Origin of the sequence: Thioclava sp. FR2, assembly GCF_051200875.1 — a bacterium.
Taxonomy (GTDB): domain Bacteria; phylum Pseudomonadota; class Alphaproteobacteria; order Rhodobacterales; family Rhodobacteraceae; genus Pseudotabrizicola.
On sequence record NZ_CP195191.1, the window covers coordinates 1,618,609 to 1,633,292 of the forward strand.

Genomic DNA, 14,684 nt, shown 5'->3' on the forward strand with positions numbered 1-14,684 from the left:
CGCCCCCTTCCCTTCACAGGCGAATCCCCTATGCTGACCCGTGGAAGGCATGAGGGCTAAGATGGCGCGATCGATTGACTATGGAAATCTGATGCATCGCGCGATGCGGGGTCTGATCCAGTCTGTGCTGGAAGATGTAGCAGAACATGGTTTGCCCGGCGCGCATCACTTCTTCATCACCTTCGACACGACCTGTGAAGGCGTGGAAATGGCCGATTGGCTGCGGTCGCGCTATCCGTCGGAAATGACGATCGTGGTGCAGCATTGGTTTGAAAACCTTGAAGTCACCGATGATGGTTTCTCGATCACGCTGAACTTCGGCAATCAGCCTGAACCCCTGGTAATCCCCTTTGACGCGGTTCGCACCTTTGTAGACCCTTCGGTGGAATTCGGCCTGCGGTTTGAAAGCCATTCGGACGAGGATGACGAAGAGGACGAGGAAGACGATGGGGACGATGACGACGATCCTCCCCCGAGCCATGAGGCCGAGGTCGTCAGCCTCGACAAATTCCGCAAGCAATAAGCGTTATTTGAAGCCACGCACCCTTTGGATGCGACAGGATGCGCACGGTATGCAACGGTATGCCAATTGATTTTACGGGTCATCCGTCTTAGGAACAGGCCCAGCATTATCAGGAGGCTTGCGACGCATGACCGCTACCCGTACCGAAACCGACAGCTTTGGCCCGCTTGAGGTTCCCGCCGACAAGTACTGGGGCGCCCAGACTCAGCGCTCGATCATCAATTTCCCGATTGGCTGGGAGCGTCAGCCCGTTCCGATCATCCGCGCACTTGGCGTGATCAAGAAGGCTGCGGCCATCGTGAACGAAGGTTTTGGCGATCTGGACCCGGCTTTGTCGAAGGCCATTCAGCAAGCCGCCGGCGAAGTGATCGACGGCAAATTCGACGACAATTTCCCTCTGGTGGTCTGGCAGACCGGGTCGGGCACCCAGTCGAACATGAACGCCAATGAAGTGATTTCGAACCGTGCGATCGAGATCATGGGCGGCGTGATGGGGTCGAAAAAGCCCGTCCACCCGAATGACCATTGCAATATGGGTCAGTCGTCGAACGACACCTTCCCCACAGCGATGCATGTGGCTATTGGCATGCATGCCCGTGACGTGCTGCTTCCGGGGCTGAAAAAGCTGCATGCCGCACTGGCTGCGAAGTCGGAAGAGTTCAAGGATATCATCAAGATCGGACGCACCCATACGCAGGATGCAACGCCTCTGACCTTGGGTCAGGAATTCGGCGGCTATGCGCATCAGGTGGCCCAAGGCATTCGCCGCGTGGAAATGTGCCTGCCCGATATCTATGAGCTGGCCCAAGGTGGCACCGCCGTCGGCACCGGCCTGAACACGCGCGTGGGCTTTGCCGAAAAGGTTGCGGCCGAGATTGCCCAGATCACCGGCCTGCCCTTTGTCACCGCCCCGAACAAATTCGAAGCCTTGGCCGCGCATGACGCGATGGTGATGTTCTCGGGCGCGCTGAAAACAGTGGCCGGGTCGCTGTTCAAGATCGCCAACGACATGCGTCTTTTGGGGTCCGGCCCGCGTTCAGGTCTGGGCGAATTGATCCTGCCGGAAAACGAGCCGGGCTCGTCGATTATGCCGGGCAAGGTGAACCCGACGCAGGCCGAGGCGCTGACGATGGTCTGCGCCCATGTGATGGGCAATGACGCGGCGGTTGGCTTTGCCGGATCGCAGGGCCATTTCGAGCTGAACGTCTACAACCCGATGATGTCCTATAACGTGTTGCAGTCGATGCAGCTTTTGGGCAATGCCGCCAGCGCCTTTACCGACAACATGGTCGTCGGCACGCAGGCGAATGTGGCGCGCATCGACAAGCTGATGAAGGAATCGCTGATGCTGGTGACGGCGCTTGCGCCGACCATTGGCTATGACAACGCGACCAAGGTGGCCAAGACTGCGCATAAGAACGGAACCACGCTGCGTGAAGAAGCGATTGCGCTTGGTTTCGTCGATGGCGAGACCTTTGACCGCATTGTGCGGCCCGAAGACATGATCGGCCCGAAGGGCTGAGGCCGATGGCGGAGATCATCAACCTCCGCACCGCAAAAAAGCAGGCGGCCCGCGCGGCCGCCCGCAAGACAGGCGACGCCAATGCCGCCAAGTTTGGCAGGACAAAGGCCGAGCGGAGCTTGAGCGAGGCGCGCGCCGAAAAGGCAGAACGGGATCTTGAGGCGCATCGCAGAGAGTCTGACGGTGACGGATCGGCCGACGGGTCTTAATCCTTCTTTTATGCTGCTTTGGCAGCGTCATCGCGACAGGAGGTGTCCGATGAAGGATTTGCCCGCGCTGATCACCCCGGACCGTTGGATCGTGCAGCTGTTTTCGGCGCGCAGCGCTGCTGAGGGCGGCACTGTGCGCCGAAAGAGTGCCGATGTGGACCGTCTTATCGGTCGTGACCGATTTTTTTACGAGGTCCGCCGCCGAGGCTTTCGCGTCGTCGAAAATTCCGGACAGTTCATTGTCTTCTGCAATCGCTAGCCTGTGCGACTGCTGGAGTAATTTCGGCGCAAGCAAATCTTTTCGAAAAGATTTGCAAAATCCTACGAAGGATTTTGCGCGGGAAGTGGCATTCGGGTAGTTTCAATTCATGACCGCACGCCCCGCAAAACACTCCCTGACCCTGCATGGCCACCGCACCAGTGTGTCTTTGGAGGAGGCCTTCTGGAAGGCCTTTCGCGAGATTGCCGAAGAAAAGGGGCTGACCGTCAATGCCTTGGCGGCAGAGATTGATGCCGCACGCGCAGGCGATGCGGGACTGGCCTCGGCCATTCGGGTCTTTGTGCTGCGACATTATCAAAGGGGTTGACCCTTTCCTCTGCCAAGTCCTTGATGGGGCGAATAAAGGGAGGATTTTTCATGCGCGCAGCCTTTATCCGCGAGTTCCGGGCCGATCTGTCCATCGAGACGGCACCCGACCCGATTTGCGAACCGGATGGGGTGGTGTTGAAAACGCTTGCCTGTGGCGTCTGCCGGTCAGACTGGCATGGTTGGGTTGGGGAGCATGCCCGCGTCAAGATCGGCAATATTCCCGGCCATGAATATTGCGGCGAGGTGGTTGAGGCGGGCCCGCTTTCGAAATGGAAGCGCGGCGACAAGGTGATTGCGCCCTTCATCCTTGCCTGTGGCGAATGTCCGGAATGTCAGTCGGGCCACCAGACCTCGTGCCATGCGCCGCGTTTGCCCGGATTTGGCGAACCGGGAGCCTTTGCCGAATATGTTTCTGTTCCCCATGCCTTCAATCTGGCGCGCCTGCCCGACACTCTTTCCCCGGCCCTTGCCGCAGGTTTGGGGTGCCGGGTGACGACCGCATGGCAGGCCCTGACGGGCAAGGCCAATTTGCAGGGCGGTGAGTGGCTGGCGATCCACGGCACGGGCGGCATTGGCCTGTCCTGCCTGATTTTGGGCAAGACCTTGGGGGCAAAGACGATTGTCGTCGATGTGGTGCCGGAAAAGCTGGACCATGCGCTGTCATTGGGGGCGGATCTGGCGATTGACGCACGCGAGGGCGACGTGGGTGCGCGGATCATTGAGGCAACGGGCGGTGGTGCCCATGTCAGCGTCGAGGCCTTGGGGATTGCGGCCACGGTTGACAGCTCGCTGGCCTGCCTGCGGCCACGGGGGCGCCATGTGCAGGTCGGCCTGCCCACGGGGCACACGGCGCGGATGGATGTGAACATGAACGCCATCTACATGAAGCAATTGTCGGTCTTTGGCACTCGGGGCATGCCGGCATGGCGCTATCCGTCGCTGTTGTCGCTGATCGACTCGGGCCGTGTCGATGTCAGCCCGATCGTGGCGCGTCATGTCGCGCTGTCGCAAGCCAGTGCCGAATTGCGGGCCTTTGACGGGCCGACCAGCCCGGGCGTGGCGGTGATCACAGATTTTACAGCCTGATCACGGGCATTTTTCTTGTCGGAAGGCTGGCGGGGACGGACGCTTTGCGCTATGCCGCCGCCATGCCAGCCAGCCGGAGTGCGCCCCATGAAAGCCGCCGTCGTCACTTTTCCCGGATCGAATTGCGACCGTGACCTTGCCGTAGCCTTTGAGGCCGCGGGCTTTAACGTCGCCCGTGTGTGGCACAAGGACAGTGAGTTGCCGATTGGCGTGGATGTTGTGGGCGTTCCGGGCGGGTTTTCCTTTGGCGATTATCTGCGCTGTGGCGCGATTGCGGCCCAGTCCCCGATTGCCACGGCCGTCAAGGCCCATGCCGCAAAGGGTGGCTATGTCATCGGCATCTGCAACGGGTTTCAGGTGTTGACGGAAATGGGCCTTTTGCCGGGTGCGCTGATGCGCAATGCCGGGCTGAAATTCGCCTGCAAGCGTCAGGCGTTGCGCGTGGCCACGAATGACAGCGCCTTTACCAGCGGATATGGCGTGGGTCAGGAAATTCAAATTCCGATTGCCCACCATGACGGCAACTACACCATTGATGCCGAAGGTTTGGCCGCGCTGAAGTCCGAAGACCGCATCGCCTTTACCTATGTGGGCAACCCGAACGGCTCGATGGCCGATATTGCGGGCGTCTTGTCGTCGAACCGCCGGGTGCTGGGGATGATGCCGCACCCCGAGCGTGCCGCCGACAAGGTTCACGGCAGCACCGACGGGCAGGCGCTTTTCGCCAGCCTGATGGGCGGGATGGCGCTTGCCTGAGCCAGTTCGGCTTGAGACCCGGGAACGCCGCGCCTAGACTCGGGGCATGAGCGACTTGCAACCAAATCAAGCAACGGACCGTACGACCGCCCAAGGAGTCTCTTGGCGGATCCGGTTGATCATTGCTGGATTGGTCATTGTCGCAATCGGCGTTGTTTTGGTGACCAATCGCTGGTTGACCGAACGCTTTACCGAAACCACGCGCAATCGCGCAGAATTGCGGCTTGCGCTTTATTCCGGGAACATGATCTCGGAATTGCAGCGGACATCGGTGGTTCCCCTGCTTTTGTCGGGCGACCCGATTCTGAATGACAGCCTGAAAGGCGGGAATTTCAGTGCGACTTCGCAGCGGCTGATCAAGGTTCAATCGGAAATCGGCGTTGCCTCGATCATGCTTTTGGATCGGGAAGGCCGCGTGGTGGGCGCCACGAACCGCAACCAATTGGGGACGAATTTCCGAACGGCCGCCTTTTATGTCGATGCGCTGCGCGCCAAGGATACGGTGTTTTCCGCGGTGCGACGCGAGTCGGGTGGTTTTGAGTTCACCTATTCGCGCGCCATGTCGATCGACGGCAAGCCCGCGGGCGTGATCGCGGTTTCGGTCGATCTGATGAAATACGAACGCGCTTGGGCCGGTTTCCAGGATGCCGTTCTGGTCACCGACAGCGAAGGCACGGTGATTCTGGCCACGACCCCACAGTGGCGGGGCTTGCCGGTGACCGAGGCCTTGGCCGTGCGGGAACCGCCGTCGGCCTTTGGACGGGCGATTCAGGCAACGGCTGACTGGGCGCAGCATCCGCCGGATGCCTATGTTCAGGGCAAGGCGGTGATGAAGACCGAAGCGCGGGTGCCGTTCCGCGGTTGGCGGATGGTCACGTTTACCGCCTACGATTCGGTGCGCGAGCGTGTGAATGGCGTTCTTGCGCTGGAAATCATGGGTTTTGCCATTCTTCTGGCTCTTACCTTTTACGTTCTGTCGCGGCGGGCGTGGTCGCAATCCCTGTCGTTCCAAAGGGAATCGGCAGAACTGCGATTGCTGAATGCACGGTTGCAGCGCGAAATCGCCGAGCGGGAGAAGGTGCAGAAGGATTTGGCTGTGGCGGAGCTAACGCTTGCCCAGTCGTCAAAACTGGCGGCTTTGGGGGAGATGTCTGCCGCGGTCAGCCATGAGTTGAACCAACCTCTGGCCGCGATGAAGACCTATCTGGCGGGGGCGCGTCTTTTGTTGCAGCGCAAGCGCCCGGAGGAGGCCCTTTCGTCCTTCCAGCGGATCGACGACCTGATTGAGCGAATGGGCGCGATTACCCGGCAGCTGAAATCCTATGCCCGCAAAGGGGGCGAGGCTTTTGAGCCTGTGGATCTGAAGCAAGCCGTCAGTTCGGCCTTGTCGATGATGGAACCGTCTTTGAAGAACCGGGTTGTGAAGATCACGCGCACCCTGCCCCGTCAGCCGGTCATGGTGATGGCGGACCGTATTCGTTTGGAACAGGTGATCATCAATCTTTTACGCAACGCAATAGACGCAACCAAGGACCGCCAGACGCCTCAGATCGACCTGATCCTGTCGCAAGGTGAAACCGCGGTCTTGACGGTGCGAGACAATGGAACCGGCATTTCCGATCTGGAAAACCTGTTCGAGCCTTTCTACACGACCAAGAAGCCGGGCGAAGGCGTGGGCCTTGGGCTTGCCATTTCTTCGGGTATTGTCAACGAGTTGGGCGGAAGATTGACCGCGCGCAATGCTGAAACAGGCGGTGCGGTTTTTGAAATGCAGTTGCCCTTGATCGGGGCGACTAAGGACCAACAAGCAGCGGAATGAGGGTTTCATGTCGCGCGCAATGAAGGTGGCCATCGTCGATGACGAGGCCGATATGCGGCAATCAATCAGCCAATGGCTGGCCTTGTCGGGGTTTGACACCGAAACCTATGCCAGTGCGGAAGACGCGCTGAAGGGGATCGGCGCTGATTTTGCGGGTGTCGTTGTCAGCGACATCAAGATGCCCGGCATGGATGGCATGGCGTTTCTGAAGCGCTTGATGAGCATGGATTCGGGTCTGCCGGTGATCATGATCACCGGCCATGGCGACGTGCCGATGGCGGTCGAGGCGATGCGCGTGGGCGCATATGATTTTCTGGAAAAGCCGTTCAATCCGGATCGGATGACGGAACTGGCCAAGCGTGCGACCCAAGCGCGCCGCCTGACCTTGGACAACCGTGCGCTGCGCAAGGAACTGGCTGATGGGTCGGTTCTGATGAAGAAGCTAATCGGCGCCAGCCCGGCGATGGAGCGGCTGCGTGAGGATATTCTTGATCTTGGTCAAGCCGACAGCCATGTGTTGATCGACGGTGAAACCGGGACCGGAAAGACGTTGGTGGCCCATGCGCTGCACGCTGTGGGGCCGCGCGCGACGAAGAAGTTCCTGACCGTGTCTTGCGCGGCATGGTCCGAAGATCAACTGGCAGCGAAGTTGTTTGGCCCGTCTGAGGACGGGTCCATTCCGTTGATCGAGGAGGCGCGCGGCGGCACGCTGTGCCTTGAGGATATCGAGGCGCTGCCGAACTCGCTTCAGGCGCGGCTTTTGACCTTTATCAACGATCAGGGCACGCCGCCCGAAACGCGGATCATCGCGATCTGTAATGAACATGCACAGGACAAGACGCTGGAAGATATCCTGCGGGCGGACCTGTATTACCGCCTTGGCGCGATGACCATTGTTTGTCCGCCCCTGCGGTCGCGTGGCGAAGATATTCTGACGCTGTTCACGCGGATGAGCGAAGGCTTTGCCGAAGAATATGGCTGTGACGCCCCGCAAGTGACGGCGCAAGAGGCCGCGCAATTGTTGCAGGCGCCTTGGCCGGGCAATGTGCGGCAGTTGGTCAACATCGCGGAACGTGCCGTCTTGCAGAACCGCCGGGGTTCTGGCTCGATCGCCAGCCTTTTGATGGCCGATAACGAGGCGACGGGCCCCGCGATGACGACCGAGGGCAAGCCGCTGAAGGAATATGTCGAAAGCTTTGAGAAAATGCTGATCGACAACACGATGCGGCGACACAAAGGCAGCATCGTTGCCGTGATGGATGAGCTTTGCCTGCCGCGCCGGACCCTGAACGAGAAGATGGCGAAATACGGGTTACAGCGTCAGGATTATGTCTGAACCGTCTTCGTCAGACGGATCATTGTAACGGTTGTGCGAAATTGCCCATTGCTCTCGGCGGCTTTTTGCCGCTAGGGTTTCTGGACGTGTCGGCTTATGCCTGATGCGGTGGAATTCTCTGCCTTTCATGTTGGGCGCGCTGTTTCGCGACCCGTGTCTGGCGGCCGGATCGGCCTGAAAGGGCTGTTGTCATTGCTCGAACACCTTCAGTGAACGGGCTTTTCTAGGTGGGGGGTCGCAAGCCCCCTGATGTAAACTGCGATGATGCGCGCGACTGAAATTTTGCAAGCCGGAGTCAGCCCACAGGGACTGACCGGCCTTTGCCGTCTGCGCGCCGCCGCCCGAACAAGTCGCCTCCATTCGTATCAAAACCCCTCCGGTCCACCGGGGCGGCTAGGTTCATGCAGGCGCAATGGACTGACATGGCTAAGAAAATGCTTATCGACGCCACCCACGCCGAGGAAACTCGGGTTGTGGTGGTTGACGGAAACAAGGTCGAAGAATTCGACTTCGAGACCGTAAACAAACGCCAACTCGCCGGAAATATCTACCTTGCCAAAGTGACCCGCGTGGAGCCTTCGCTTCAGGCGGCTTTTGTCGATTATGGTGGCAACCGGCATGGCTTCCTCGCTTTCGCGGAAATCCACCCGGACTATTACCAAATCCCGACAGCCGACCGCAAAGCGCTGTTGGATGAAGAACGGGCTTTGGCGCGGGCCGAGGATGAAGAAGACAACCGTCGGTCGCGCAAGCGCAAGCCGAAGCCTGCTGCGGAGGCGGTCAAGGACGCGGATGCCGTGACGTCCAGCCCTTCGGGCATGGATGTTGTCGATCTGGACGAGGATGAGGCCCGCAACGAAGCCACGACCAGCGACGACGTGGCTGTTGAGGAAACCTCTGAAGCGACGGAAGAAACCGCGTCGGCCCCGGCTTCAGCCGAGGAAAATGGCGATGGCGCTTACCACGCCGTTGACCATGCCAGCGACACCGATGACGAGATCGAGTCGATTGCCGAAGAGGATGTGGCCGAGGAAATCAGCCAGCCCCGCAAGCCGCGCGCCCGTCGCTACAAGATTCAGGAAGTGATCAAGGTCCGGCAGATCATGCTGGTGCAGGTGGTCAAGGAAGAGCGCGGCAACAAGGGTGCGGCTCTGACCACCTATCTGTCTCTGGCTGGCCGTTACTGCGTTCTGATGCCGAACACGGCGCGGGGTGGCGGCATCAGCCGCAAGATCACCAATGCCGTTGATCGCAAGAAGCTGAAAGAAATCGCAGGCGAGATCGAGGTGCCAGAAGGTGCTGGCCTGATCATCCGGACTGCGGGCGCAAAGCGCACCAAGGCCGAGATCAAGCGCGATTACGAATATCTGATGCGGCTGTGGGAACAGATCCGCGAATTGACGCTGAAATCAATTGCCCCTGCCCCGATCTATGAGGAAGGCAACCTGATCAAGCGGTCGATCCGCGACCTTTACAATCGTGACATCGACGAAGTTCTGGTCGAAGGCGCCGAAGGCTATCGTGTGGCCAAGGACTTCATGAAGATGATCATGCCGTCCCATGCCAAGGCGGTTCAGCCCTATCACGACACCATGCCGCTTTTCGCCCGTTATCAGGTGGAAAGCTATCTGGGTGGCATGTTCAACCCGGTTGTTCAGTTAAAATCAGGTGGTTACATCGTGATCGGTGTAACCGAAGCCTTGGTTGCCATCGACGTGAACTCGGGCCGGGCGACGAAAGAAGGGTCGATCGAAGACACGGCTTTGAAGACGAACCTTGAAGCCTGCGATGAGGTTGCCCGCCAGCTGCGCCTGCGCGACCTTGCCGGTCTGATCGTCATCGACTTCATCGACATGGAAGAGCGCCGGAACAATGCAGCCGTTGAAAAGCGTCTGAAGGATAAGCTGAAAACGGACCGCGCACGCATTCAGGTTGGCCGCATCTCGGGCTTTGGCCTGATGGAGATGAGCCGTCAGCGCCTGCGTCCCGGCATGCTGGAATCGACGACCCAGCCCTGCCCGCATTGCCACGGCACCGGCCTGATCCGTTCCGATGACAGCATGGCGCTGAATATCCTGCGCGCTCTGGAAGAAGAAGGTACACGCAAGCGGTCACGCGAGGTGCTGCTGAAGGCGCCTGTCGGCATTGTGAACTACCTTTTCAACCACAAGCGCGAGCATATTGCGCTGATCGAGGCCCGCTACGGTATGGCCGTGCGGATGGAGGCGGACCCGTCTCTGGTCAGCCCAGATTACTCGATTGAGAAGTTCAAGACGGCGACGCGCGTGGTCCCCGAGGCAAGCCCGGTGATTTCGGGCCATGCGGGTCTGATGGGTGCGCCGGTCGCCGAGGACGAGGACGAAGACATTCCGATGGAGGAGGCCGATGAGGTCGAACCCGTCGAGGCTTCGGACGCCGCCGAGACCGGAGAAAGCAAAGGCGATGGCCAAGGCAACGGCAAGAAGAAGCGCCGCCGCCGTCGTCGTCGCAAAGGCAGCGGTTCGGGCAACCAGAGCAACGCGAATGGTGCAGAGCAATCCGATGATCAGGATGGCGATGACGCCGAAGGCGATGCGGATGACGCGGGCGATGAGGCTGAAGAGGACGCCGTTGAAGCCGCTGTCGTGGTCGCTGCAGAGGTCGAAGCACCGGCCGAGGCCGCAGTTGCCGAGACTGTAGCGGAAGAAGAGGTCAAGGAAGCAAAGCCAAAGAGCCGCTCGCGCAGCCGCAAGAAGAGCGACGATGGCGCCGACGAGGCCGCGAAGCCTGCTGCGAAGTCTTCCAGTCGGTCCAAGTCCAAAGCAAAAGCCGAGGACGTGGCGTCGGAAGTCGCCACAGCCACTGAGGCTGCGGCAGAAGATGTGGTGACAGAGGAAGCCAAGCCGAAGAAGTCCACACGGTCGCGGAGTTCATCGAGCAAGTCGAAATCGAAGTCCGATGCAAAGGCAGAGGAGCAGCCCGCAGTCGCGGCAGAAGCGCCTGCAGAGCCTGTGGCGGTTGAGGTGGAAACCGTGACGGCGGCCCCTGCAGTCGTTGCTGAAGCACCAAAGGCCGCGCCAATGGCGGATGATGCGCCAGCCTCATCGGCAACCAGCTTGCAGGAAGACCCCGGCATGGTCGAAACGGTCGATGCTGTGGTCGAGCCTGTACAAGAAGATGGCCCGCCAAAGCCCAAGCGTAAGGGATGGTGGTCTTTGGGCCGCTGACGAGATCGGGGCGGCAGGGGGAACCTGCCGCCCTTTTCGTTACATCCAGACCACGTCGATGTGACAGCGCGCCCTCGTGACCTGTGAAAGGATGCAGGTTAAGACGACGGAAGAAGGGGATGTAGCGATGTTTGGAATAGACCTGATCGACGCCGGGCTTTTGCCTGCCATGCTGATTGCGCTTTCTGCTGGCGTCCTGTCGTTCCTGTCGCCTTGCGTTCTTCCGATCGTGCCGCCCTATCTGGCCTATATGGGGGGCATTTCCGTTGGTGACATGAAATCGGACGCCGTGGCGCGGCGGCGGGTCATTCTGCCTGCGCTGTTCTTTGTCATGGGTCTTTCCACGGTTTTTCTGCTTTTGGGATTTACCGCCTCGGCCTTTGGGGCATTTTTCCTAAGCAACCAGGAACTGTTTTCGAAAATCGCCGGTGGCGTTGTCATCATCTTCGGACTGCATTTCGTGGGTTTGTTCCGAATTCCGATCCTTGACCGAGAAGCGCGTCTGGATGCAGGCGAGCAAGGTGGCTCGGCTTTTGGGGCCTATCTTCTGGGACTTGCCTTCGCTTTTGGCTGGACCCCCTGCATCGGCCCGCAACTGGGTGCGATCTTGTCCTTAGCAGCACAGGAAGGCTCGGTTCAGCGGGGAACCCTGTTGCTTGCAGTTTATGCCTTGGGCCTTGGCCTGCCCTTCTTGTTCGCGGCGCTGTTCATTGAACGGTCAATGGGACTGATGCAGCGGCTGAAACGGCACATGAAACTGATTGAACGCTGCATGGGTGCGCTGTTGTTGATCGTCGGCTTCGCGCTTGTGACCGGTGCCTTTACCGATTTCAGCTTCTGGCTTCTGGAAACCTTTGACCGGTTTGGCATTCCCTTGCTTGGGTAACGGCCCGTCTTTGCCCTTATTTCCGCCCAAAATGCCCTCTAGACTACTCAGCTAAGGGGGCCAGATGGCGACGGATGTAGCAGGTTCTGCGGAAGACACAGAAACCGAGGCGAAGGTGTTTCGCCGTCGGGTCTTTTACATTCCCGGCTATGACCCGATCCATCCCCGCCGCTATCGTGAACTTTACCGCAAAGAAGGCGCGGATCAGGCGGCTATATCGGGCTATCAGCTGGAGTTGCGTCCGCGTCAAAGCAAAGGCCCCTATGGCTGGCATGTCCTCTCTGAAATCGGCGGGGAAAAGGCCGAGGCCGAGATAGAGGTTCTGGTTTGGTCCGACATTGTGCGGAACAGCATGTCGAACTCGATCCCCGCCACCTATCTGCAACTGGTCCGCACGGCCTGGGCCTACATCGCCTCGGGAGCGCTGTTCCGGCTGATGCGGCTGCGCAAAGGGCCGGTGATTGCGGCGCTTTATCCGATTGTCTTCCTGCTGGCCCAGCTTGCCATCGCTGTCGGGGTGGGCTGGACACTGGGTCTTTTGGCGGCGTTTTCGGCGGCGATGATCCCTTTCCTGCAAGACCACGACTCATGGGCTAGGGGAATGGTGACCGTTCTGGGCCTGATCCTGCTGGGGCTGTCGGTTGCAACCGTGACCGCCATCCTGATCCTGCGGTGGTTCAAGGCCAAGGACGGCAAGGTCTTTGCCTATTACCTGATGCATGACTATGCCTATTCGGCGCGCTATGGCGGCGCGAACCCACCCGAATTGGAAGCGCGGATGGCCGAGTTTGGGCGCGCTATCCGGCTGGCGCTGGAAACCGATGCAGATGAGGTTCTGGTGATTGGCCATTCTTCTGGTGCGCATCTGGGCGTGTCGATCCTTGCCGATCTGATCCGCGATGGCCTGCCCAAAGATCACCCGCCCTTGTCGTTCTTGTCCTTGGGTCAGGTCGTGCCGATGGTCAGCTTCTTGCCCAAGGCCAAACGACTGCGGGCCGATCTGGCCTTTCTATCAAAGCAGGCTTCCTTGACTTGGGTTGATGTCACGGCCCCTGGCGATGGATGCGCATTTGCGCTGTGCGACCCGGTCGCCGTGACCAGCGTTGCCCCCAAAGACCAGCGCTGGCCCTTGGTCTTGTCTGCGGCCTTCACACAAACACTGTCCCCAGAACGCTGGAAGGAATTGCGCTGGAAGTTTTTCCGGCTGCATTTTCAATATCTATGTGCCTTTGATAGGCCCGGTGATTACGACTATTTCCAGATCACGGCGGGCCCCATTCCGTTGGGGCAGCGCTATGCGGGCCGGCCCGCCTCGAAAAGCCGTATTGACCGGGCCGTGAACCGCTTTACCGATATTTCATGACCTGCCCTGTCCATCCCCCCAAACCACCGGTGCGACCTGACAGGGTTTCGCTTCTTCGCTATTTGCGGCTCTTTCGGCGTGACATTCTCTCGGCCCAACCAGCCCGGCTTTACCGGGCGTGGATGGCCGAGTTCAAAACACCCTTCTTTCGCAGCTATCTGTGCAATGACCCTGAACTGATCAATCTGGTCTTGAAAGAGCGCCCAGACGACTTCCCGAAATCGAACCGCATTCGCGAGGGTCTGGCCCCACTTCTTGGAAATTCAGTTTTTGTCACCAATGGTGAGACTTGGAAGCGCCAGCGCCGCATCATCGACCCTGCCTTCGAAGGTGGTCGCTTACGCGACACTTTCCCCGCGATGTGGGAGGCTGGCGAAGCGGCTGCCGCACGACTACCCCATGGCGAGGTAGAGGTCGAAGAACAGATGAGCCACGCCGCCGCCGATGTGATTTTTCGAACGCTCTTCACGCTTCCGATCGAGGATCAGACCGCTCAGGCCGTGTTTCACGAATTCCGCGCCTATCAGCGGACCCAGCCGATCCTCAACTTGGCGGCCTTCTTGCCCCTGCCGCGCTGGTTTCCACGGCTTCATCGGCGCAAGACACTTGCGTCCGCCAAGCGTATCCGCGCCCTGATCACTGCAATGACCGAAGCGCGAGCCAAGGAGATCGCGGAGGGGAAGGCACCCAACGATCTTGCTACAAAGATCATGACCATGGTCGATCCGGAAACCGGGCAAACCTTCTCGACCGAGGAAATGGTTGATCAGGTCGCAATCTTCTTTCTTGCTGGTCACGAAACCAGTGCATCGGCTTTGGCTTGGGCGCTTTACCTCTTGGCACTTTATCCCGAGGCGCAAGATCGGGTGGCGGCTGAGGCCGCCAAACTGACAGAAACGGCTGAGTTCTCGGCTATGGCGCAGCTCAAATTCACCCGAGACGTTTTTCGCGAAACCCTGCGCCTTTACCCGCCTGTGCCGATGATGGTGCGCCAGAACATACTGCATGAACGCTTTCGCGCCAGAAAGCTGCCTCCGGGCGCGCAGATCGTCCTGTCTCCTTGGCACGTCCACCGTCACGAAAGACTTTGGGAAGAACCGGACGCCTTTGATCCGGACCGCTGGTCACGGGACGAGAACCGCGCCTCTGCCCGAGATGCCTATCTGCCGTTTTCGGCTGGTCCGCGCGTCTGCACCGGGGCAGGCTTTGCCATGGTCGAAGGGCCGCTTCTGCTCGCGCAGTTCCTGCGTCGGCATAGGGTGGAACGGCTTGATGGGCTTGATCCCGTCCCAGTTGCCCATCTGACAGTGCGCGCACAAAACGGCATCCGCCTGAGGGTCAGCCAGCGGTGAAGACCGCCCCCAAAGCAAGGCCCGAAATCAGCGGCTT

Annotated in this window: 13 protein-coding genes; all 13 read left to right on the forward strand. The window is 59.6% G+C overall.

Going from position 1 to position 14,684, the window contains the following annotated elements; all coding sequences use genetic code 11:
* Positions 1-61: 61 nt before the first annotated feature.
* The 13 genes from ACSBLW_RS07765 (at position 62) to ACSBLW_RS07825 (ending at position 14,647) form a co-directional block, all read left to right on the forward strand.
* Complete coding sequence (locus ACSBLW_RS07765; RefSeq protein WP_435259644.1) at positions 62-523, forward strand: SspB family protein; 462 nt, start codon at positions 62-64, stop codon at positions 521-523.
* 127 nt (positions 524-650) lie between these two features.
* Positions 651-2,045 carry a class II fumarate hydratase gene (fumC, locus tag ACSBLW_RS07770; protein WP_435259645.1) on the forward strand — a complete coding sequence of 465 codons (1,395 nt, stop codon included), beginning with the start codon at positions 651-653 and terminating at the stop codon, positions 2,043-2,045.
* Between the two features lie 5 nt (positions 2,046-2,050).
* Entirely contained in the window at positions 2,051-2,254 is a 204-nt protein-coding gene (locus ACSBLW_RS07775) for a DUF4169 family protein (RefSeq protein ID WP_435259646.1), read from the forward strand.
* Positions 2,255-2,303: 49 nt separating this feature from the next.
* Positions 2,304-2,513, forward strand: a complete 210-nt coding sequence (locus tag ACSBLW_RS07780; RefSeq protein WP_435259647.1) for an N-(5'-phosphoribosyl)anthranilate isomerase — start codon at positions 2,304-2,306, stop codon at positions 2,511-2,513.
* Between the two features lie 109 nt (positions 2,514-2,622).
* Positions 2,623-2,841, forward strand: coding sequence for a ribbon-helix-helix domain-containing protein (locus tag ACSBLW_RS07785; protein WP_435259648.1), 219 nt, complete (start codon positions 2,623-2,625; stop codon positions 2,839-2,841).
* Between the two features lie 50 nt (positions 2,842-2,891).
* Positions 2,892-3,929 (forward strand): zinc-binding dehydrogenase, encoded by a 1,038-nt coding sequence (locus ACSBLW_RS07790; protein WP_435259649.1) that lies wholly within the window; start codon positions 2,892-2,894, stop codon positions 3,927-3,929.
* A gap of 87 nt (positions 3,930-4,016) precedes the next feature.
* Positions 4,017-4,685: a phosphoribosylformylglycinamidine synthase subunit PurQ gene (gene purQ, locus ACSBLW_RS07795; protein WP_435259650.1), complete on the forward strand. Its 669-nt coding sequence runs from the start codon at positions 4,017-4,019 to the stop codon at positions 4,683-4,685.
* Positions 4,686-4,731: 46 nt separating this feature from the next.
* A complete protein-coding gene (locus ACSBLW_RS07800; RefSeq protein WP_435259651.1) occupies positions 4,732-6,504 on the forward strand; it encodes a sensor histidine kinase in 1,773 nt (590 codons plus the stop codon).
* A 7-nt stretch (positions 6,505-6,511) separates the two neighbouring features.
* On the forward strand, positions 6,512-7,840 hold the full coding sequence (locus ACSBLW_RS07805; protein ID WP_435259652.1) for a sigma-54-dependent transcriptional regulator: 1,329 nt from the start codon (positions 6,512-6,514) through the stop codon (positions 7,838-7,840).
* A gap of 422 nt (positions 7,841-8,262) precedes the next feature.
* Positions 8,263-11,046, forward strand: a complete 2,784-nt coding sequence (locus tag ACSBLW_RS07810; RefSeq protein WP_435259653.1) for an Rne/Rng family ribonuclease — start codon at positions 8,263-8,265, stop codon at positions 11,044-11,046.
* A 127-nt stretch (positions 11,047-11,173) separates the two neighbouring features.
* The gene (locus tag ACSBLW_RS07815) at positions 11,174-11,932 is read left to right on the forward strand and encodes a cytochrome c biogenesis CcdA family protein (protein WP_435260070.1); all 759 of its coding nucleotides are present in this window, start codon (positions 11,174-11,176) and stop codon (positions 11,930-11,932) included.
* Positions 11,933-11,996: 64 nt separating this feature from the next.
* Positions 11,997-13,295, forward strand: coding sequence for a hypothetical protein (locus ACSBLW_RS07820; protein WP_435259654.1), 1,299 nt, complete (start codon positions 11,997-11,999; stop codon positions 13,293-13,295).
* Positions 13,292-14,647 carry a cytochrome P450 gene (locus ACSBLW_RS07825; RefSeq protein WP_435259655.1) on the forward strand — a complete coding sequence of 452 codons (1,356 nt, stop codon included), beginning with the start codon at positions 13,292-13,294 and terminating at the stop codon, positions 14,645-14,647. The genes ACSBLW_RS07820 and ACSBLW_RS07825 overlap by 4 nt, the downstream gene beginning before the upstream one ends.
* Positions 14,648-14,684 lie beyond the last annotated feature (37 nt).

Bases quoted from the DNA above. Each gene is read 5' to 3' on its own strand.
- ACSBLW_RS07765 (WP_435259644.1), top strand. From the start codon at position 62: ATGGCGCGATCGATTGACTATGGAAATCTGATGCATCGCGCGATGCGG.
- fumC (WP_435259645.1), top strand. From the start codon at position 651: ATGACCGCTACCCGTACCGAAACCGACAGCTTTGGCCCGCTTGAGGTT.
- ACSBLW_RS07775 (WP_435259646.1), top strand. From the start codon at position 2,051: ATGGCGGAGATCATCAACCTCCGCACCGCAAAAAAGCAGGCGGCCCGC.
- ACSBLW_RS07780 (WP_435259647.1), top strand. From the start codon at position 2,304: ATGAAGGATTTGCCCGCGCTGATCACCCCGGACCGTTGGATCGTGCAG.
- ACSBLW_RS07785 (WP_435259648.1), top strand. From the start codon at position 2,623: ATGACCGCACGCCCCGCAAAACACTCCCTGACCCTGCATGGCCACCGC.
- ACSBLW_RS07790 (WP_435259649.1), top strand. From the start codon at position 2,892: ATGCGCGCAGCCTTTATCCGCGAGTTCCGGGCCGATCTGTCCATCGAG.
- purQ (WP_435259650.1), top strand. From the start codon at position 4,017: ATGAAAGCCGCCGTCGTCACTTTTCCCGGATCGAATTGCGACCGTGAC.
- ACSBLW_RS07800 (WP_435259651.1), top strand. From the start codon at position 4,732: ATGAGCGACTTGCAACCAAATCAAGCAACGGACCGTACGACCGCCCAA.
- ACSBLW_RS07805 (WP_435259652.1), top strand. From the start codon at position 6,512: ATGTCGCGCGCAATGAAGGTGGCCATCGTCGATGACGAGGCCGATATG.
- ACSBLW_RS07810 (WP_435259653.1), top strand. From the start codon at position 8,263: ATGGCTAAGAAAATGCTTATCGACGCCACCCACGCCGAGGAAACTCGG.
- ACSBLW_RS07815 (WP_435260070.1), top strand. From the start codon at position 11,174: ATGTTTGGAATAGACCTGATCGACGCCGGGCTTTTGCCTGCCATGCTG.
- ACSBLW_RS07820 (WP_435259654.1), top strand. From the start codon at position 11,997: ATGGCGACGGATGTAGCAGGTTCTGCGGAAGACACAGAAACCGAGGCG.
- ACSBLW_RS07825 (WP_435259655.1), top strand. From the start codon at position 13,292: ATGACCTGCCCTGTCCATCCCCCCAAACCACCGGTGCGACCTGACAGG.